Genomic DNA, 18,478 nt, shown 5'->3' with positions numbered 1-18,478 from the left:
TCTGCTCAAGTCCCACCAAAGCAACAACTTCATCAATTCTCTCTTTTGTGAGATTGCCATACATTCTGGCATAATGGACAAGATTTTGGTATCCCGTTAAATACTTATACATCTCAGGGTTCTCAACAATTCCGCCCATGCCTGCTATCGCTTTTTCAAAATCATGGGTTATACTAAAACCGTTAACAATTATTTCTCCTTCAGAAATAGAAATAAGTCCAAAAAGCATACGAATGGTGGTTGTTTTGCCAGCTCCATTAGGTCCCAAGAAGCCAAAGATCTCGCCCGCATTAACCTCAAAGGATATGTCATCAATGATAAGTTTACTGCCAATTCTCTTTTTAATGTTCTTAAATTGGGCAACAGGTTTTGTTTGCATAAGTTCCCTCTTTTCTATTAGTGTTTTTGCAGAGATGCATACCATTTCCACATCTCTGCAAAAACACTAATTTTTATTGAAGCCTCTCCCTTTGTTAACATTTCGACCTTTCCATAAGCTACCTCCTTAGTATTTTAGATCCTCGTTTATTTAACTTTCCCATACTTAATGCATATTACTAAGCTTTTTATTTCCTCTAATTGTTAATAACGACTAGTTGTAACATCACCCCAACTAAACTTCCCTTGTGTAGTCTCTTTAACTACGAAAGTAAAACCCTGTCCGATTAATTGGACAGGGTTTAATTATTATTATTTTTTTAGAAATTGATAAGGTGGCTACAATTTATTTCAAGGTAACCTCTGTCAAGAATGGTATGGAATCAGACTATAGCAAAGAACCAACACACAATGAAGTAAACATCAAAAAGCTGGTCCACCTAACGGCGTTCCAGCTTTTTAATAATTCCTACTTTGCCTCGGCAACCCCAAAAGCAAAAGCTTTCTGATTTAATTCCAGCAGCTTAGCTGGGATTCTTTCCACAAGGGCATTTCTCCAAGAATCTTCTGGGAAATCCATGTATTTAGAGAGGACCCCCATCAGCACAACATTCGTGGCTTTGGCATTGCCAGCTTCGAAAGCTAATTTTAATCCGTCCAATCCGATACAACGGCCTACTCGCTCTTTAAGGTCACCAAGGATATTTTCGGGGTAAGTTGCAGCTCCGATGAGTACTGTTAAAGGTACAATTTTTTGAGTATTAACGATCATGACGCCGTCTTTTTTTAAGAAGTGAGCCCACCGATAAGCTTCTAACTGCTCAAAGGCCACGATAAAGTCTGCTTCTCCAGGTTCAATGACCGGAGAGTAAACGCCTTCTCCCATTCGGACTTGAGTTACTACTGATCCACCCCGTTGGGCCATACCGTGGATCTCTGACATTTTAACTTCGTAACCCTCAGCAATAGCAACATGAGTTAAAACTTTGGAGGCTAAAATTGTTCCTTGTCCACCGACTCCCACGAGTAATACATTAATTATTTTAGGCATTATCATCACCGGCCTTTCGCAAGGCATTAAATTTACAGACATTAATACACACTCCACACCCTGTACATTGGGCTTGGTCAACTTGGGCAGTTTTGTTTTCCTGATCAAAGGAGATTGCTGGACAGCCTAACTTTAAGCACATTTTACACCCGTTGCAGTCTTGGACTTGGAGTGGTTTTTCAGTATTTTTGATAATAAGGGCACATGGACGCCGGGCAATGATCACTGAGGGTTCGGGAACGGCAACTTCGGTCTTAATAGTCTCTTTAACTTTTGCCAGGTCAAAAGGATCAACCTCAGTAATTCGCTTTACTCCCAAGGCTTTACATAAGGCAACAAAGTCGACTTGGGGAGCCGGCTGACCCATGAGAGTCTTGCCTGTAGAAGGGTTTTCTTGGTGTCCTGTCATGGCGGTGATAGAGTTGTCCAGTATGATCGTAGTTAGATTTGCTCCATTATAAACTACATCCATTAGGCCGGTAATGCCCGAGTGCAGAAAGGTTGAGTCGCCAATTACAGCGACCATATTTTCTGCCATTTCCGGATGGGCCTTAATCATTCCCAGGCCTGCAGATATTGAAGCCCCCATGCAGATAGTAGTATCCATGGCTTCAAGTGGAGCCATGGCTCCCAGAGTGTAACAGCCTATGTCACCGGAAACAATGAGTTTAAGTTGTTTCAGGGTAAAAAACATTCCGCGGTGTGGGCAACCGGGGCACATGACTGGCGGACGAATCGGAGAGTCAAAAGCAGGGGCCACCGTTATTCCGGGTTGGCCGCTGATCTTTTCTGATACCATACGAACGGAGAGTTCACCATAAGGAGGGAAGAGTTCTTTCCCTATAACATTGATTCCTAAAAGACGGACTTCCTTTTCCATATAAGGTTCTAATTCCTCGACAACATAAAGCTTATCTACCTTGGCAGCAAACTCTTTGATTAAGCCTGACGGTAAGGGATTGGTTAATCCTAATTTGAGGATGGACGCCGTGGGAAGAGCTTCTTTGACATATTGATAAGCAATTCCCGAAGTGATGATACCAATAGTCGGGTCTTGCATTTCCAGATAATTGACGGCCACCGTTTCGCTATAGTCTGCTAGTTTATGCATCCTTTCTTCGACCACTAAACGTCGTGCCCGTCCATTTGCCGGAAGCATGACATATTTACGTGGGTTCCGTTCAAAGGTTTTTACCTGTCGTTCCAGAGGATCCTTCAGCTCTACTAGACTTTGGGAATGAGCTATGCGAGTTGTGATTCGTATCATAACCGGAGTATCAAAGGCTTCAGAAATATCCATCGCTAAGCCAACCATGTCCTTAGCTTCCTGGGAGTTGGAGGGTTCCAGCAAAGGTATCTTGGCAAACGCCGCATATAGTCTATTGTCCTGCTCGTTTTGTGAGGAGTGCATTCCAGGATCATCAGCTGATACCAAGACTAAGCCAGCGCGTGTTCCTGTATAGGCCACTGTAAAAAGCGGATCGGCCGCTACGTTAACACCAACCATCTTCATGGCAACAATGGCGCGAGCGCCGGCAATAGCTGCCCCAATTCCTACTTCCATCGCTACTTTTTCATTTGGCGACCACTGACTGTAAACTTCTGGGTATTTTGCAATATTTTCGAGGATTTCCGTGCTTGGTGTACCAGGATAGGCTGCAGCAACGCTGACACCATATTCGTAGACACCCCGAGCAATTGCCTCATTGCCTGTCATTAATGTTTTCATGCCTTCTCTAGTCTCCCCCCTTAGTGGAAATGATCAAAATTTAACTAAACCTTGTCCATGTAAGCATTTTAACTCAGATAACAAAAAAATGTAAGAGGCCAGATTATCTCAACATGATAAAGGTTCAATTTAGGGCATTGTTCGGCTTAAAGCAGCCATAGTCAAGGCCATAAACTTGCTTCTTGGAGTGTCACTCCTCGATGTCAATACAATAGGAACCTGAGCTCCAAGTATAATCCCTGCCATAGTCGCCCCGGCAAAATAAACCATCGATTTCCCTAAGACATTTCCCACTTCTATGGTAGGAGTCAAGAACAAATCCACCTCGCCATTAATCTGACTGCTAATTCCTTTGTGTTTCAAGGCAACTGCACTTACTGCTCCATCGAGAGCCAACGGACCTTCTACAACTGCTCCTGGAAATTCTCCTGCACGACTCATCTCAGCTAGTGCCTGAGCATCCATTGTCGCTGGCATTTTGGAATCCACTATCTCATTAGCGGCCAAAAGAATTACATTCACCAAATCCATTCCAATACCTTGCAAGTATAATAGGCTATTTTCTAATATCTCCTTCTTCTGAGCTAAGTTAGGCGCGATATTCATTCCTCCGTCGGTAACAAACAATAACCGTGAAAACCCGGGAACTTGAAACGCTGCCAAGTGACTTAGTAAACGCCCAGTTCGAAGTCCTCGTTCTGAGCGGAGCACAGCGCGTAAAAAATCCGAACTGTTGATAAGCCCCTTCATCAAGAAATGTGCTTTTCCATCAACAATGATGTCAACTGCCCTGTTAGCCGCCTCCAATGCATTTGGCTCATCAATCAACTCGACACTTTCCAAACTGAATTTGATTTCAACTGCCAGTCGCTTGATTTGTTCAACATCGCCAATCAGAACAGGGGTAATTAGTTCTTCTCTCACCGCTAATTTGATAGCTTCCATGACTTCTTTATCTGCGGCCGCAGCAACGGCAACCTTTGCCTTGCCTAAACTCTTTGCTCTGTCTGATAAAGCATCAAACCCGCTAAAGCGCATTCTATACACCCCATTTTCATTACCCTTTAATAGTTTATCCTTGGCTACAGCGACACTCGGTCGTCCATGACCTTCGGGAGATAGTGGCGCTAAGTCCCTAGATAAGTTCAGCTAAACTCCGCCTGAAGTTTGTTTCATTTATAAGTTAATGCTTGTTCTTCGCCATTTAGGACTCGCAACGCACCAAGAGCTAAGGCTTCCATTTCCTCTTCTCCAGGGATCACTGTAACTGAGGAAATAAAGGATACTCTTCGAATGATTTCTTGAGTGATAAACTCTGAATAAGCAAGCCCGCCAGTTAAGACGATTTGATCAACCTCACCCGCCAGCACCGTGGCCATTGCACCGATTTCTTTAGCAACTTGATAACATAAGCCTTCTAATACCAGCTTGGCATAGGAGTCTCCTTCATCCATACGTTTCTCAGCTTCTCGAGCATCTTTTGTCCCAAGATAGGCGAACAAACCGCCTTCTTTCAGGATTTTTGTGTTCATTTCCTTTTCCGAATACTTTCCTGAATAGCATAGTTTGACTAGTTGAGAACAAGGCAAGGTTCCACACCGTTCAACAGAATACGGTCCTTCATTATTGGCATTATTCACATCAATCATTTTTCCTTTTCGATGGGGTGATACAGAAATTCCTCCGCCTAAATGGGCAACAATCAGATTCACCTCATGATAAGCTTTTCCCAGCATACGAGCGGCCTTACGAGCGACGGCCTTCATGTTTAAAGCATGAGATTGGCTTAACCGAGCTAACTCCGGAAATCCTGAAAGCCTGGCTACCGGTTCCATTTCATCAACGGAAACGGGATCTACTATATAGACAGGAACATTAGTCCTCTGTCCTAAGTGAAAAGCAATAATACCCCCTAAATTAGAAGCATGCTCTCCACTAGTCGCATTTTTTAAGCTATCAACAAGATATTGATCAACTAAGTAAGTGCCTCCAACAAGAGGGTTCAGCATACCTCCTCGGCCAACTATTCCATCAAAGGATTCCAATGGACTTCCTTTTTCTTTTAATAATTTTAAAATGTGCTCAATTCGATATTCATATTGATCACTTACGTGTGAGAATGTTTGGATCTCACTGGCAAGGTGGTCAATTCCATATTTCCAAAGACAAGTATAATTCTCATAAACTGCGATTTTCGTGGATGTTGACCCCGGATTTATAGCAAGTACTTTCAAGAATTATCCCCCTATTTAAATCCATTTGTCCATATATCTAATAATAAACTGCTTAATTATATCATAAAATCGGAACGTCAATTAACCCTTATAACAAATACAGGTTAAACTAAAATTAACACAAAACATCTGAGTGATTACTTAAATATAAATATTATCTTCGAATCCAATCAATACAATACAATTACTCGAATGAATACTTTCAAGTAACGACAATTATTCTTTCCTATAGAGAAGAGTGCCTTGTTTTTATAGTTATCTCTCTAATTCAAGATAAAAAGAAAGCGATCCTGCTGATACAATATCACGCAGGAAACGCCTTCCTTTCAAGTACTATAAGTTGAGCCCATTCAAATATAAACTTCCAAAGTTGATTTAATTGTTAAGGAGCGATAACACGCCGAGCTCCAAGATAACGTTTTGCCCAATAAGAACTAGTCATGTCATCGTAGGAAACCCCGCCTGAAGACGAATGTATCATCGTGTTATTTCCAACGTAAATTCCAACGTGGGAAGCTCCCGAAGAGTATGTGGCAAAAAACACTAAGTCGCCTGGTTTTAGATCTGATCGCGAAATCGAAACTCCATTTTTAAACTGTTGTTCTGAAGTTCTACTCAGCGATATGCCACTATTACGGTATACATATTGCACATATCCCGAACAATCAAAACCCGGTGAGGGGGTCGTTCCGCCCCAAACATACTTTATTCCTAAAAATTGAGAAGCATAGTTTAGTACTTGTTTTGCTCCGCCCGAAACAGTGACAGTACCAGCGACTCCCCCTCCGCCCGATGATGTTCCCGGGGAGTTCTTCTCTTTTTCTGCATATTCAGCTTCAAGTTTTTCCTGTTCAATTAATTGTTGTATTCGGTTAACCTTTGCTTTAGCCGATAAGGAAGCATTAAGGGCTACTTTTTCTTCTTTGCTCAATTGATCAAGTACCGCTTGCTGCTTAGATAGAACTTGTTGTACAGCCTGCTGTGTTTCAGTCTTACCCTGGATTGAAGCCTGAATGGCTACCTTTTTTTCTTCGATTAGTCCCATTTGACTATTCATGGACTCTTTCAACTTAATAATTTCCTCTTGAAGCTTACCGTGATTACTGACAATCATCTGAATCTTGTCTGCCCGATCGATAAAATCCGATAAACTGGTGGCTTCAAACAAGACAGCCAGATATGTAGTCATACCATCTTCATAGTTGCTTCTTAAGACTTGTCCCAAAGCTTTAATGTGTTCCTGACGTTTAGTTTCTAACTTTTTTTGTTGAGCTTCCAGATCCTTAAGATTCTTTTGTTCCTCCGTGAGTTTTGCTTGTTCCCGATCAATACTGTCATTTAAAACTTCAACGGATTGTTTTAAGGCCATAACCTCTGTCGTTGCACCGGCAACTTTTTCTTGTTGAGCCTTCAAGACCCCATTTAGCTGATTAGCTTGTTGTTGAGATTGATTTAATTGTTGCTGTAAGTTGTCCGCCCGCGCAGGCATCGAAGACGCAACTAACAGGAAGACTCCAATTATGCTGATTAAGGTTGTTTTATGCAGAGAGTTTATCCTTTTCATTTAACTTAAACCCCTTAAAAATACTTTAGTTTATAATTTCGCCAAAACTCGTTAAATTCCTTGTTTTGCTCAGGAATTAATTTGCCAATTTTTTCACTTATCCCCTCAACTTCAAAGATTCTTGGCAACAAAAAAACCTTAACACATAATAACGTGCAAGGTGTTCTTTTTGTCGCGGTTAAAACATGAAATTAATCTTTTGTTGGCACCTTATAATCTGGGCTTATTTTATAGGTAGCTTGAGCATCCGGAGTGCAAAGTGAAGTTTGCCATTGTGTTGGCCCAATTATTTCGTCAAATTCGGTCATTTGACTCCAATAACGTTTTGGCATAAAAGTCATTCGACACCGGGGGTTATTCCTGCCTTCTATAGCAATCGTTTTGTAGAATTGTTTCCATAAACGGCGGTATTCAAGCTCTGCCGAATCAACATCCGGCAACGTTAACTCTTCGACAAAAATCAGCTCTGCTTTTTGTGATTGAAAAATCAAGGCCATACCATGGGTTTTATCATAAATCATAAACCTTTCGTTACGGTAACGATCACAGAAATGCGGTGACAAAAGGGGAAGAACATAGTTTTTGGGTTCAATTACCGCTATAAGTACTTCACCGTAGACGGAAAAGCGCACAAAGCCTTTGAACTTATGAGATTCTGACGTCAAGTGGCGTACTGCTTTTTGGAGGGAACAAACCGTATCATCGGTGAGCATCATCATAACCTTGCCTCCATGCTTAAACCCCAAACGCAAGAAGTGAAAGATTAGCATTTCTTTGTGGGGATCACATGTTAAAAAACCCAGTTTCACGAACTCCTGGGCTTGAGGAGATATCTTCATAGGAATCGAGTTATAAACCCGGTCTGCCTTCTGTCCGTCTGTTTCAATCCGTTTCGCCGTATCAAAAAGAGTCTCTTGAACACTAGGAGGTCGAATAATGTTGGGAATTTCCTTTCGCTGATAGCTTTCAAAGACGCAACACATTAGTCCCTCAAAGCTACCGTCATAAGCATAGATTAAATCTGTCCCGTCAAGCATTGTTGCACATCCTCCCTGGTAATGAAGGGTTCGGTGAAAAATGATAGTTGCTCAGGGTATGGTGACGGGAGCTTATACTGATCGGCCATCAACGCTCGAATAGTTCCATCAGAAGTCACTTTCAGCCCGTCCATAATCTTTCCCTTACAGGTTATAAAATACTGCGCACGTTTTAGTACAACACCAATCTTTTTAAGACCCGAAAAATCAATGGGACTATTTCTCCTGGCCATAAGAATTCGCTGGGCACTGGTCACGCCAATTCCCGGTACTCGTAACAGCATCTCAAAAGGTGCTTTATTAATCTCTAACGGAAATTTCTCCAAATGGTTGAGAGCCCAATTGCACTTGGGATCTACTTGTAAATTGAAATTGGGATTTTGCTCATCAAGCAGTTCTTTAGCTTCAAAACCGTAGAACCGCAGCAGCCAATCAGCTTGGTAAAGCCGATGCTCTCGCAGGAGAGGAGGTTTTGTATCCATAGAAGGCAATAAGGAATTCTCTGCGACTGGCATGTAAGCAGAGAAAAAAACCCTTTTAAGATGGTATTTTTTGTACAACCCTTCGGTGAGTGTTAATATTTTATGGTCAGTATCGGGAGTTGCCCCCACGATAAGCTGTGTACTCTGACCAGCGGGCACAAATTTAGAAGCATGTCGGTATTTCACAAGATCAGTACAGTTTTCCTGGATCTTAGCAGTAATCAGTCCCATCGGACGCAGAATTGACTCCTTAGTCTTGTTAGGAGCTAACAGCGTCAAACTCTCCTGAGAAGGCAACTCAATGTTAATACTCATCCGATCGGCTAAAAGTCCTAAGCGTGTTATAAGCTCGCTATCTGCCCCAGGAATAGCCTTGACATGAATATATCCGTTAAAGTGGTAAACACTGCGCAATAATTCAAGGGCCTTTATTAATTGTTCCGTCGTATGATTGGGATTTTTAATCACTCCAGAGCTTAGAAATAGTCCCTCAATGTAATTTCTGCGGTAGAAGTTAATCGTAAGTTCTGCTAGTTCATGAGGTGTAAATGCCACTCTTACAATATCATTTGACACGCGATTGACACAGTATTTACAATCAAAGATACAGACATTGGTCATGAGTACTTTCAATAAAGATATACACCGTCCATCAGCAGAAAAGCTGTGACAAATACCCGCTTTGGCAGCACTTCCGATACTGCCAAATTTTCCTTTCCTATCAACACCGCTAGAGGTGCAAGCCACATCATATTTAGCTGAATCAGACAAGATTGTAAGCTTATTATAGACATCTATGATCAACACCCCCTGACAATAATACTATAATATGAAACATATGTTCTTGTCAAAGGGAACTAAAGGCCGGGAATTGGAGCTAATTTAATTCCCGGCTTTCGATTCATTCATAAGATTCTAAACGGAATAAAGATTCTTCAAGGATTTTATATCAGCGAGGTACTAAAATATCTTTCAACTCGGTCAGGCAAAACAGTCACTATTGTCTTATCCGCGCCAAGCTTTTGAGCCATTTTGATAGAAGCCCAAACATTTGCGCCTGAAGAAGTCCCTACCAGAATACCTTGAACTCTGGCCAGGTCTCTAGCGGTACTAATCGCGTCATCGTCTGTAACTTCGATTACTTCATCAATGAGATTTACATCGAGCACTTTTGGGATGAAACCGTCACCAATTCCTTGAATCTTATGTAATCCCGGCTCATGACCCAGTAGTGCAGAAACATTTTTAGGTTCTACTGCAATTATTTTAGCCTTTGGATTTCTTTCTTTAATAAATCTTCCCACTCCTGCCAGAGTTCCTCCGCTACCCAGCCCAGAAACAAAGACGTCTACTTTGCCCTCCATTTGTTCCCAGATTTCCGAAGCTGTCGTGAGATAATGAATTTGAGGGTTATCGGGATTTTCAAACTGCTGAGGAACAAAAATTCTGGGATCATTTGCTTTTTGCCGTTCAACTTCCAAAACTGATCCCCCAATACTTTCTTCGGCTTTAGTCAAGATTAGCTCTGCACCTAATGCCAATATAATCTTTTTTCTTTCATCGCTCATATTTTCCGGCATAACAATAACTACTTTATATCCTTTTTGGACACCGACTAAAGCAATGCCTATCCCCGTATTACCTGAAGTAGGTTCCATTATTGTCATACCGGACTTCAAAACCCCTCTAGTTTCCGCCTGTTCAATCATATGTTTGGCAACTCTGTCTTTAATACTTCCACCAGGGTTTAGATATTCTGCCTTAGCGAAGATGTTTAGCGCAGTAAGTTTTTTCAGACTAACCATTGGTGTATTCCCGATAATATCCAGAACAGTTTCAATTATCATCATATCTACTCCTTCATTTAATTCAAATTAATCTTACAATTTTTTCAATATATTCTCAATACCCTTATTCTGATATTAACAAGTTCTACCACTTTAAACATGGAAGCTCAAAAAGATGATCACCATTCTTTTTGAAACATGAAAATGCTCCCCCGTTGGTATTAGGTTTCAAATTTTAAACCTAATACCAACGGAGGAGCATATAACTCAGATTATCTTTTTGTCGTCAATATAAACTAGTGTTTCACCTTTTCCACTCTGAACCTGATGATCATAACAACTCGAGTTTGCTATTATTTTACGAGATAAACTAATAAGGCTAGCTATCGCTTTTTCAAGCAGAAAAAAGTTATACTGCTCTCCAAAATAGTATATTTCTTATTGTTTATACTGAGGTTCCTGATTTTGAATGTATTGCTCTCTGCCTTTTAACTCATTAAGAGCTGAATCAAAGGTTTGGGCAAGTTGTTCAAATGTTTTTTTAGCTTGTTGATCCTGAGTTTCTAAAGAGAATGTCTTCATAGTGGCAGCTGCGTTTTGAACTGTAGCGATAGCTTGTTGCATTTGTGTTCCAACAGTCATATTTTCACCTCCTTTCATCTTCATCAAGGATTTTAACCTTTTGGTTTAAATATCAGCGCCCCCATGAAACTAAAAATGATGGCAGCAGATATACCGGCACTGGTTATCTGAAAAATACCGGTTAGGACCCCGATAATACCGGAGGATTCATATTCTTTTAAAGCACCCTTTACCAGAGAATTGCCAAAACTGCTGATAGGTACAGTTGCTCCAGCACCCGCAAATTTCACCAGTGGTTCATAAAGACCCAGACCTCCAAGTATCGCTCCCACAACGACTAATGTGCTGGTAGTATGGGCCGGAGTTAGCTTTAATCCGTCGAGCATTAACTGTCCAATGACACAAATAATTCCGCCCACAATAAAAGCCCATAAAAATTTTTCCATTTAAACCATCTCCTTTAGATCTCGATGCATACAGCGTGGGCAACAGCAGGGATACTTTCTTTCTGTTGGTAGGACATCGGAGAAAGCAAAGCACCTGTTGCAATGACTAATATCTTCCTTAGCTCTCCCTTACGCATGCGATTAAGGAAGTGCCCAAAGGTCGTTACTGCAGCACACCCACATCCACTTCCTCCAGCCATAACAACCGGTTGATCTTTGTGGTAAATCAAGATGCCGCAATCTGTAAAGATCTCTTCCGGTATGTTGAGACCATGCTTCTTTAACAAGTCACCTGCAATTCTGTGTCCCACTCTTCCAAGGTCACCTGTGGCAATTAGATCATAGTAACTAGGGTCTCGATCCAAGTCCCTAAAGTGTGCCTCAAGGGTATCTACCGCTGCAGGAGCCATTGCTGCACCCATATTGAAAGGATCAGAAAGGCCCATATCTATCACACGCCCTATGGTCGATGCAGTTACTTTAGGCCCCTCTCCTTGGTCAGAAACTAGAGCGGCACCAGACCCCGTTACTGTCCATTGGGCTGTGGGCGGTTTTTGGGAACCATACTCTGTGGGATATCGGTATTGTTTTTCCGAAGCTGCATTATGACTTGAAACGCAGACTAAAGCATTCTTAGCAAATTTACTATCCACGAGAAGCGAAGCCAGGGACAAACCTTGCATGGAAGTTGAACAAGCACCATAAAGCCCTAAAAAAGGAACAGATAAAGTACGAGCAGAAAAACTGCTGGGAACTATCTGGTTGATCAAATCTCCACTCAGTAAAAATTGAACATCTTCCTTTTTCATATTGGCCTTTTTGATGGCTGTCTCACAGGCTTGTTCTTGAAGCTTTTGTTCTGCCTTTTCAAAGCTGTCTTGGCCAAGGCGGATATCCCCATGAAGGAGGTCAAAATCAGAAGCCAGGGGACCTTTTGCTTCATAGGGTCCGCCTACCGCGGCTGAAGCAATAATCGTTGGCTTTGTCTCAAAAACCCATGTTTGATGACCTTTTAACATTTACATCACACCCAATGCTCTTAAACTTATAACCAATAAAGAAACGACAAAGGCAGAGAAGACGCCATAAACGATGACCGGGCCTGAAAGTTTAAACATATTACCCCCTACTCCCAGAACAAAACCTTCGGTTCGATGTTCGATAGCAGCTGAAGCCATAGTATTGGCAAAACCCGTAATTGGAATAACAGTGCCTGCCCCGGCAAATTGGGCAATATGATCAAAAACACCGAAGCCTGTTAGCAAGACCGTAATGATAATGATTACGGCCACCGTAGGATTTGCCGCAGCTTCTTGAGAAAAATGGAAATACTTGATAAAGAACATTTGTATCCCTTGACCTAGAGTACAAATAAACCCCCCTACGAAAAATGCCTTAACACAGTTAAAAAGAATCGGTCGTTTAGGCTCTCTTTCTTGGGCAAATTTCTGGTATTCTTGCTGGACAGGTGTAAGCTTTTTCTTCTTTTTAATTGACATACAGCACCTCTTAATGCAATAAGTAAGGACGTAATTTATTAAGAAGATCTTCAAGTACTTGGTAGTTTTTGGAGTACATTTCCTTAGCGTTCTTATCTTCAGTTTGGAGGTTAAAAGTTAATAGATCAGCCTGGGCTTTTTCAAAGGCAGCATAGAGCATTTCTTTAACCTTCGGTTGAGGGAGTTCCACTGCATCGTCAAAGAGATCTACATATAAATCGCCTGATGAGTCAACTTGTCCGAGAAATACGTTCTCTAGGGAAACTCCCATTTTATCAAGTTCAGTACTCAGCCACTGCGGGTTAAGACCTAAGGACGCCAGAGGTTCTTCCAACATATTTCCATCTAAAACCACAGTCTGAGGCTCAGCTTGGGGAACGGACATTTTTTCGAGGTCGTGCATTGTAACTGGTTTTTTGTCTGATTTAAAGTAAGGATTTATAGTACCATTGGTCTCCATTACCGCAAATTCTACATCCGCCATATTAAAAGCGTTTTTAGAACGAAGTTGCGCTAAAAGGTCTTCTCCCGTCATTCGGACACGCATGAGATTTTCTTCCATTATCTTGCCATGCTTTATTAACACGGCTTCTTTTCCATTGATTAACTGATGCATTAGTCTGCTTTTAATTGAGAGATAATCGAGAGCAATTGGAAACGCAGCCCATACGAGTAATGTGATAAAACCAGTGGATAGATTGATAAGATTTATTGACATTAGAGTCGCCACGATGGCTATTACAATATAGCTAATAAAGCTAAAAGGATTAATCTGGCTCATATTTCTTTTACCCATTAGCCTAACTGCCGCCCAAACCAAAAAAAACAAAGCGATTGACTTCGATATTATCTGTGTCAATTCGTTCATTTAGTATACCTACCTTTTTAGTTTCCTTTATATTGGGGCTCTTCAAGTTCAAGAGTCTGCAATCTGCTTTCCAGATCCGCAATGATTGAACTGGTTACTACGATTGCATCTGTATACATAGACCTTGCTTCTTCCTCTCTCGTTTGGGTACTATACACTCTTAAAGTTCCACGTGCCCCTTTCAAACTTGCTAGAGTTTGTTTAACTTGAGAAGCAACTGTCATACTATCCACCTCCGTTTACCCGCAACTTTGTTTATTATAACTAATAATCCTCTTATCATTCCCTCATTTCTAGGTAAGTGTATGAATCAATCATTATATTGGAAATATTTTAATAATTTTTTATTCATTAATGTTGTCAATAATTAACTTAATAAAGGGGTTTCACTTTTTATCAATACACCAGTTGTTGTTTAAACGCTTACCATCGAAAGGATGCGGCCCAGGAACTTCAATACAAAGTATCGCTAAAGCAAAAAAACTACCTCGTTAGAGATAGTTTTTTTGCTTTAGCCAGCATTGTGTCACATATGACAGTCTCCAGTGACGTACTTTAGCGCCGCCGCAGGATGAGTAATCGACGAGCCACATCCACCCACACGTTGTTAATGCATGAGGAAGAGAATTAACTGCCCAGTATTTGTTCCGCGCAAAGCACTCCGTCCACCGCAGCCGATATGATCCCTCCAGAATATCCTGCTCCCTCTCCGCAGGGGTAAAGACCTTTAATGCCAATGGCTTCTAAGCTCTCCCCCCTTGTTATGCGCACGGGGGAAGAGCTGCGAGTTTCGGCCCCCGTCAGCAATGCATCCGGATAGGCAAAGCCAGGCATCCAAGCTCCCATCTCTAAGATACCATGACGCAGGGAATCTGTGATATATTCCGGCAAAAAGGAATCAAGCACGGCGAACTCAGTCCCGGGCAAATAGGTAGGGAGTACATCTCCGAATGCTGTTGTTTTGCGCTTTTGGAGAAAATCTTCCAACCTTTGTACCGGAGCTTTATACCCTCCGCCGCCCGCTGTAAATGCTGCTCCCTCTATCCTGCGCTGAAAAGCGCAACCGGCAAGTGGATGTTCACTCCCGAAATCTTCCTTCTCGACGGTTACCAAGAGCGCGGTATTGGCATTTCTACCGTCCCGGGCGAATTCGCTCATTCCATTCGTTGTCAGACCATTTTCCTCTGAAGTCGCCGCAACTACAGTCCCCCCTGGGCACATGCAGAAAGTATATACGCCCCTTCCGTTTTGCAGATGCACTACCATTTTGTAATCAGCTGCGCCAAGCTCAGGGCGTCCGGCGAAGTCGCCGTACTGAATTTTATCTATCATCTCTTGGGAATGTTCAACACGTACTCCCACGGCAAAGGATTTTTGTTCCATATAAACACCGCTATTCAGCAAGCTCTCAAATGTATCACGTGCGCTATGTCCGATGGCCAGAACAACATTGTCTGTAGAAACTTCGGCTATATTACCCTCTTCTTCAAAACGCACACCTGTTACCTGTGCATCCTTGAACAGTATTTCTTTTACGGTTGCATTAAAGCGCACCTCGCCCCCCAGGCGTATCACTTGCTCCCTAATTCCCTTAACAGTTTCGTTCAAACGGTCAGTACCGATATGCGGCTTGCTTAAATACATAATTTCAGGCGGTGCACCGGCCTGCACAAGTTCGCTGAGCACCTTCATCTTACGTGGATTTTTCTGTCCGATTTTCAACTTACCGTCTGAAAAGGCACCTGCCCCTCCCTCACCGAACTGCACATTAGTTTGGGTATCAAGAATACCGGTCCTCCAAAACTTTAAAACCTTTCTCTTGCGGCTATCTACGTCGAGTCCCCGCTCTAGCAGAATGGGTCTTGCTCCTGCTTGGGCCAGAATCAATGCTGCGAACATCCCTGCCGGGCCGCAACCGACAACTACAGGACGCTCTTTAAGTTTTCTATCCTTTGGAACGGTATAATTCAACTCGATTTCTTTGGAGATAAATTTGTCCTTGTTCATTGAAATTACTTCGTTTTCGTCTCCTGAAACACATACGACAACGGTCATGTCAAAATAAATGTCCTGTTTGTTGCGAGCATTTACCGTTCGTTTTGCAATACTGATGCGCTCTATACGGCTATGCTCAATATTCAACCTTGTTGCCACAATGTCTTCCAAAATTTTTAAATCATACGTAAGCACTACTTTTAAGCCAGTAATTTTAATCAATTGGTTTCTCCTCACAGATTTAGTTGATGCCTTTAGAGAAAACTGCACGCGCCCAAGTCTTCAGGCCAGGCGATCGCGTTTGTTGAACTTGCACGCTTACCATGGCTCGAAGAGAGACAGTTCTATAATTATAAAAATGTTTCGCTCCAAAGTATTTTTCGGGTAAGTTCTAGATAATCGCCTTCATAGACAAAATCCTTTGTAGAAATTAAGACCGCAATACCGTGTACCAAACCCCAACAGGCCAATACTAACGCATTTAAGTCAGTAATACTGCCTGCATCATTGCTTTGATTTTCCGATTGGTAGCGCACAATTGTATTATAGAATGTCCCGAAAGGCTGCACCTTATCTTTAAGGATTTCGCAATTTTCATTATTCAAATGTTTTTTTAAGTCGCTTCTAAACAGCAACCGTAAATATTCCGGGTTTTCAACAAAAAACTTAACATAGGTATAACCCATTTCTTTGATTTGGCTTTTAATGTCATTAGGATATCTATTAATTGCTTCCTGAAGGCTCGAGTTAAACTTATGCTCAGCCTTAAGTGTAATCGCAATGATCAAATCATCCTTGTTTCTAAAATGCCTGTACGGCGCAGTATGACTCACACCGCAAGCTTTTGCCACTTTGCGCATTGAAAAGTTTTCATATCCTTCTTCATCCAAAAGCTTTAAACCATTCTTAATCAATTCCGATTTTAAATTTTCGTGATGATAACTCTCATTTACCAAGGGGTTATACTTCCTCTCCAAAAACATTATATTATTATACCACAAAACACTAGTATGTTTACAGCGGTAACATACTGTGTTATTGTAATGTTGACAACGTAAACATTGTTGGGATTGAGGAGTGAGTAAAATGAAAGCCCTATTGATTTCGGATAAGGAGTTTCAAACTAAAACCTATCAGAATCTGAAAAGTCTCCTGGAAAATTTTCTGAATACCCAGGGTTTGGTAATCAAGATATTCGAGGTTGGAACGGATGACCTAGCCTTTTGCATGGGTTGCTTTGGTTGTTGGATCAAAAAACCTGGGGAATGTGTTATCAACGACAAAATGGCCCAAATCAACCGAAACGTTATGACCAGCGACGTGGTCATTTATCTAAACCCCATAATCTTTGGACAGTTCAGTGCAAATATTAAAAATGTTATCGACAGATACTTGCCCAATATGTTGCCGTTTTTCGAAATAAGACCAGATGGATCAACGATGCATCCGCCCAGGTATGACACATACCCTAAGTCAGTTATTATTGGCTACGGTGACATGATTTCCGAAGATGATAAACAGCTTTTTATTGATATTACAAAAAAACATCGCAGAAATATTGAGGTTATCATCTACGATGAAACACCTGAAACCATGATTGAGGCATTGACTAAAATGGAGCTTGGAAGGGTGGATAATCTATTATGAAAAATATCGTTTTAATCAGTGCCAGTCCTAAGATCAAAGATGAATCTGTCTCTAAGAAACTCTTAGAGATGGCTGGCAACCTAATTGACGCAAATGCCTTCAATAAAACATTTATAGACGTCAGACAATGCATTTCACACCATCAATTGCTTGAGGCTTTCGAAACACTTTCCAAGGCTGACGTTATTATTATTTCATTTCCTCTCTACTTTTTTTGTCTGCCGGGTATTTTAACACGGTTCTTACAAGATTACTATTGTTATTATACTGAAAACAAAGGGGTAAGAAACATAGTCAAAGTGTATGCTATTATTAACTGCGGGTTTCCCGAACCAGAGTTGAACCTTGAGGCTGTCAGAGTAATCAAGAGTTTCAGTCAACATATCAATGCCGAATTTTGTTTCGGCCTGCTGATCGGAGCAGGCCCCATGATGTTTGCCGCTGAGGATGCACCTTTTATGAAAAAATCTATCCAAAAGCTCAATAATGCTTTTTCAACAATTGCAGAAACTCTGCACCATGAGCACGTTACAAGGACGGATAATATCTATATTGGCCTCAATTTCACATTTTCCAGACAACTCTTCATGTTCTTTGGCAACAGAAGCTGGGTTACAATGGCTCGAAAAAGTGGATTGAAAAAAAAGGATCTTTACAAGCAACCTTATTGTTAAAATGTATCTTGCCCTTGGAACGAAAGGCACGATAGTGTCCGGTGACGAAAGCCTCCAGTGGAGGGTTTCGCCGAAGCCGCGATCCCCAAAGAATACTAATCGGCGTAGGATGAGTATCGCCGAGCCACCCACCACAAAGAAACACTTCGTGGCGAAGGAAAGCCTTTCGCCACACTGCGACTTGTAACGCGCTCTCCTGCAGTGTGGATTCTTAACTTCCGTGTTCGATATACGAAAAGCACGATAGTGTCCGGTGGACAGTATCGCCGAGCCACCCACCACAAAGAAACACTTCGGGCGAAGGGGAGCTTTTCGCCACACTGCGACTCATAACGCATTCTCCTGCAGTGTGACGAAAGGCGGACGAGCCTTTCGCCACATTGCGACTCGTGACGCAAACTCCAGCAATGTGGATCCGAACGGGTGGAACCCCGACTCTCCAAATTCGTCGGCGCCGACGAATTTAAGACGCCCCAGATAAAGTGGCAAGGATGACACATAAAGA

Annotated in this window: 19 protein-coding genes; 2 read left to right on the top strand and 17 right to left on the bottom strand. The window is 41.8% G+C overall.

All coding sequences use genetic code 11. The features are described 5' to 3' along the window. The 17 genes from BUB11_RS26130 to BUB11_RS26050 form a co-directional block, all read right to left on the bottom strand. Positions 1 to 379 (bottom strand): ATP-binding cassette domain-containing protein (locus BUB11_RS26130; RefSeq protein WP_143187723.1); only part of this gene is annotated, 379 nt, incomplete at its 3' end. A 468-nt stretch (positions 380 to 847) separates the two neighbouring features. Next, positions 848 to 1,429 (bottom strand): indolepyruvate oxidoreductase subunit beta, encoded by a 582-nt coding sequence (locus BUB11_RS26125; protein WP_073033543.1) that lies wholly within the window; start codon positions 1,427 to 1,429, stop codon positions 848 to 850. Continuing rightward, on the bottom strand, positions 1,422 to 3,158 hold the full coding sequence (gene iorA, locus BUB11_RS26120) for an indolepyruvate ferredoxin oxidoreductase subunit alpha (protein ID WP_073033540.1): 1,737 nt from the start codon (positions 3,156 to 3,158) through the stop codon (positions 1,422 to 1,424). Before iorA ends, BUB11_RS26125 begins: the two co-directional genes overlap by 8 nt. Positions 3,159 to 3,287: 129 nt before the next feature. Continuing rightward, positions 3,288 to 4,196: a bifunctional enoyl-CoA hydratase/phosphate acetyltransferase gene (locus BUB11_RS26115; RefSeq protein ID WP_073033538.1), complete on the bottom strand. Its 909-nt coding sequence runs from the start codon at positions 4,194 to 4,196 to the stop codon at positions 3,288 to 3,290. 134 nt (positions 4,197 to 4,330) lie between these two features. Next, the gene (gene buk / locus BUB11_RS26110; protein WP_073033536.1) at positions 4,331 to 5,392 is read right to left on the bottom strand and encodes a butyrate kinase; all 1,062 of its coding nucleotides are present in this window, start codon (positions 5,390 to 5,392) and stop codon (positions 4,331 to 4,333) included. A 382-nt stretch (positions 5,393 to 5,774) separates the two neighbouring features. Next, complete coding sequence (locus tag BUB11_RS26105; protein ID WP_073033535.1) at positions 5,775 to 6,956, bottom strand: C40 family peptidase; 1,182 nt, start codon at positions 6,954 to 6,956, stop codon at positions 5,775 to 5,777. A gap of 191 nt (positions 6,957 to 7,147) precedes the next feature. After that, positions 7,148 to 7,993 (bottom strand): TIGR03915 family putative DNA repair protein, encoded by an 846-nt coding sequence (locus BUB11_RS26100; RefSeq protein ID WP_084110581.1) that lies wholly within the window; start codon positions 7,991 to 7,993, stop codon positions 7,148 to 7,150. Further along, the gene (locus BUB11_RS26095; protein ID WP_073033542.1) at positions 7,972 to 9,273 is read right to left on the bottom strand and encodes a putative DNA modification/repair radical SAM protein; all 1,302 of its coding nucleotides are present in this window, start codon (positions 9,271 to 9,273) and stop codon (positions 7,972 to 7,974) included. Before BUB11_RS26095 ends, BUB11_RS26100 begins: the two co-directional genes overlap by 22 nt. 146 nt (positions 9,274 to 9,419) lie before the next feature. Continuing rightward, complete coding sequence (gene cysK, locus BUB11_RS26090; RefSeq protein ID WP_073033533.1) at positions 9,420 to 10,322, bottom strand: cysteine synthase A; 903 nt, start codon at positions 10,320 to 10,322, stop codon at positions 9,420 to 9,422. Positions 10,323 to 10,700: 378 nt separating this feature from the next. Then, positions 10,701 to 10,904: a DUF1657 domain-containing protein gene (locus tag BUB11_RS26085; RefSeq protein WP_073033530.1), complete on the bottom strand. Its 204-nt coding sequence runs from the start codon at positions 10,902 to 10,904 to the stop codon at positions 10,701 to 10,703. Between the two features lie 32 nt (positions 10,905 to 10,936). After that, on the bottom strand, positions 10,937 to 11,290 hold the full coding sequence (spoVAE, locus tag BUB11_RS26080) for a stage V sporulation protein AE (RefSeq protein ID WP_073033529.1): 354 nt from the start codon (positions 11,288 to 11,290) through the stop codon (positions 10,937 to 10,939). 14 nt (positions 11,291 to 11,304) lie between these two features. Further along, positions 11,305 to 12,309, bottom strand: a complete 1,005-nt coding sequence (spoVAD, locus tag BUB11_RS26075; RefSeq protein WP_073033527.1) for a stage V sporulation protein AD — start codon at positions 12,307 to 12,309, stop codon at positions 11,305 to 11,307. Continuing rightward, positions 12,310 to 12,789 carry a stage V sporulation protein AC gene (spoVAC, locus tag BUB11_RS26070; protein ID WP_073033525.1) on the bottom strand — a complete coding sequence of 160 codons (480 nt, stop codon included), beginning with the start codon at positions 12,787 to 12,789 and terminating at the stop codon, positions 12,310 to 12,312. A gap of 10 nt (positions 12,790 to 12,799) precedes the next feature. Continuing rightward, positions 12,800 to 13,657 carry a DUF421 domain-containing protein gene (locus tag BUB11_RS26065; protein ID WP_073033523.1) on the bottom strand — a complete coding sequence of 286 codons (858 nt, stop codon included), beginning with the start codon at positions 13,655 to 13,657 and terminating at the stop codon, positions 12,800 to 12,802. 17 nt (positions 13,658 to 13,674) lie between these two features. After that, complete coding sequence (locus BUB11_RS26060) at positions 13,675 to 13,881, bottom strand: DUF1657 domain-containing protein (protein ID WP_073033521.1); 207 nt, start codon at positions 13,879 to 13,881, stop codon at positions 13,675 to 13,677. Positions 13,882 to 14,284: 403 nt separating this feature from the next. Further along, on the bottom strand, positions 14,285 to 15,874 hold the full coding sequence (locus BUB11_RS26055) for an NAD(P)/FAD-dependent oxidoreductase (RefSeq protein WP_073033520.1): 1,590 nt from the start codon (positions 15,872 to 15,874) through the stop codon (positions 14,285 to 14,287). A gap of 128 nt (positions 15,875 to 16,002) precedes the next feature. Continuing rightward, positions 16,003 to 16,608 carry a TetR/AcrR family transcriptional regulator gene (locus BUB11_RS26050; protein WP_073033517.1) on the bottom strand — a complete coding sequence of 202 codons (606 nt, stop codon included), beginning with the start codon at positions 16,606 to 16,608 and terminating at the stop codon, positions 16,003 to 16,005. Between the two features lie 130 nt (positions 16,609 to 16,738). On the opposite strand from BUB11_RS26050, the gene BUB11_RS26045 reads away from it, so the two are divergent. Both BUB11_RS26045 and BUB11_RS26040 read left to right on the top strand, forming a co-directional pair. Then, on the top strand, positions 16,739 to 17,299 hold the full coding sequence (locus BUB11_RS26045) for an NAD(P)H-dependent oxidoreductase (RefSeq protein ID WP_073033515.1): 561 nt from the start codon (positions 16,739 to 16,741) through the stop codon (positions 17,297 to 17,299). Next, positions 17,296 to 17,973, top strand: coding sequence for an NAD(P)H-dependent oxidoreductase (locus BUB11_RS26040; protein WP_073033514.1), 678 nt, complete (start codon positions 17,296 to 17,298; stop codon positions 17,971 to 17,973). Before BUB11_RS26045 ends, BUB11_RS26040 begins: the two co-directional genes overlap by 4 nt. Positions 17,974 to 18,478: the final 505 nt, after the last annotated feature.

Origin of the sequence: Desulfosporosinus lacus DSM 15449, from assembly GCF_900129935.1 — a bacterium.
Taxonomy (GTDB): domain Bacteria; phylum Bacillota; class Desulfitobacteriia; order Desulfitobacteriales; family Desulfitobacteriaceae; genus Desulfosporosinus; species Desulfosporosinus lacus.
This window is presented reverse-complemented; position numbering and strand designations above follow the sequence as displayed.

Bases quoted from the DNA above. Each gene is read 5' to 3' on its own strand.
- spoVAC (WP_073033525.1), bottom strand. From the start codon at position 12,789: ATGTCAATTAAAAAGAAGAAAAAGCTTACACCTGTCCAGCAAGAATAC.
- BUB11_RS26105 (WP_073033535.1), bottom strand. From the start codon at position 6,956: ATGAAAAGGATAAACTCTCTGCATAAAACAACCTTAATCAGCATAATT.
- BUB11_RS26085 (WP_073033530.1), bottom strand. From the start codon at position 10,904: ATGACTGTTGGAACACAAATGCAACAAGCTATCGCTACAGTTCAAAAC.
- BUB11_RS26040 (WP_073033514.1), top strand. From the start codon at position 17,296: ATGAAAAATATCGTTTTAATCAGTGCCAGTCCTAAGATCAAAGATGAA.
- BUB11_RS26100 (WP_084110581.1), bottom strand. From the start codon at position 7,993: ATGCTTGACGGGACAGATTTAATCTATGCTTATGACGGTAGCTTTGAG.
- BUB11_RS26125 (WP_073033543.1), bottom strand. From the start codon at position 1,429: ATGCCTAAAATAATTAATGTATTACTCGTGGGAGTCGGTGGACAAGGA.
- spoVAE (WP_073033529.1), bottom strand. From the start codon at position 11,290: ATGGAAAAATTTTTATGGGCTTTTATTGTGGGCGGAATTATTTGTGTC.
- spoVAD (WP_073033527.1), bottom strand. From the start codon at position 12,309: ATGTTAAAAGGTCATCAAACATGGGTTTTTGAGACAAAGCCAACGATT.
- BUB11_RS26060 (WP_073033521.1), bottom strand. From the start codon at position 13,881: ATGACAGTTGCTTCTCAAGTTAAACAAACTCTAGCAAGTTTGAAAGGG.
- BUB11_RS26045 (WP_073033515.1), top strand. From the start codon at position 16,739: ATGAAAGCCCTATTGATTTCGGATAAGGAGTTTCAAACTAAAACCTAT.
- BUB11_RS26115 (WP_073033538.1), bottom strand. From the start codon at position 4,196: ATGCGCTTTAGCGGGTTTGATGCTTTATCAGACAGAGCAAAGAGTTTA.
- iorA (WP_073033540.1), bottom strand. From the start codon at position 3,158: ATGAAAACATTAATGACAGGCAATGAGGCAATTGCTCGGGGTGTCTAC.
- BUB11_RS26065 (WP_073033523.1), bottom strand. From the start codon at position 13,657: ATGAACGAATTGACACAGATAATATCGAAGTCAATCGCTTTGTTTTTT.
- cysK (WP_073033533.1), bottom strand. From the start codon at position 10,322: ATGATAATTGAAACTGTTCTGGATATTATCGGGAATACACCAATGGTT.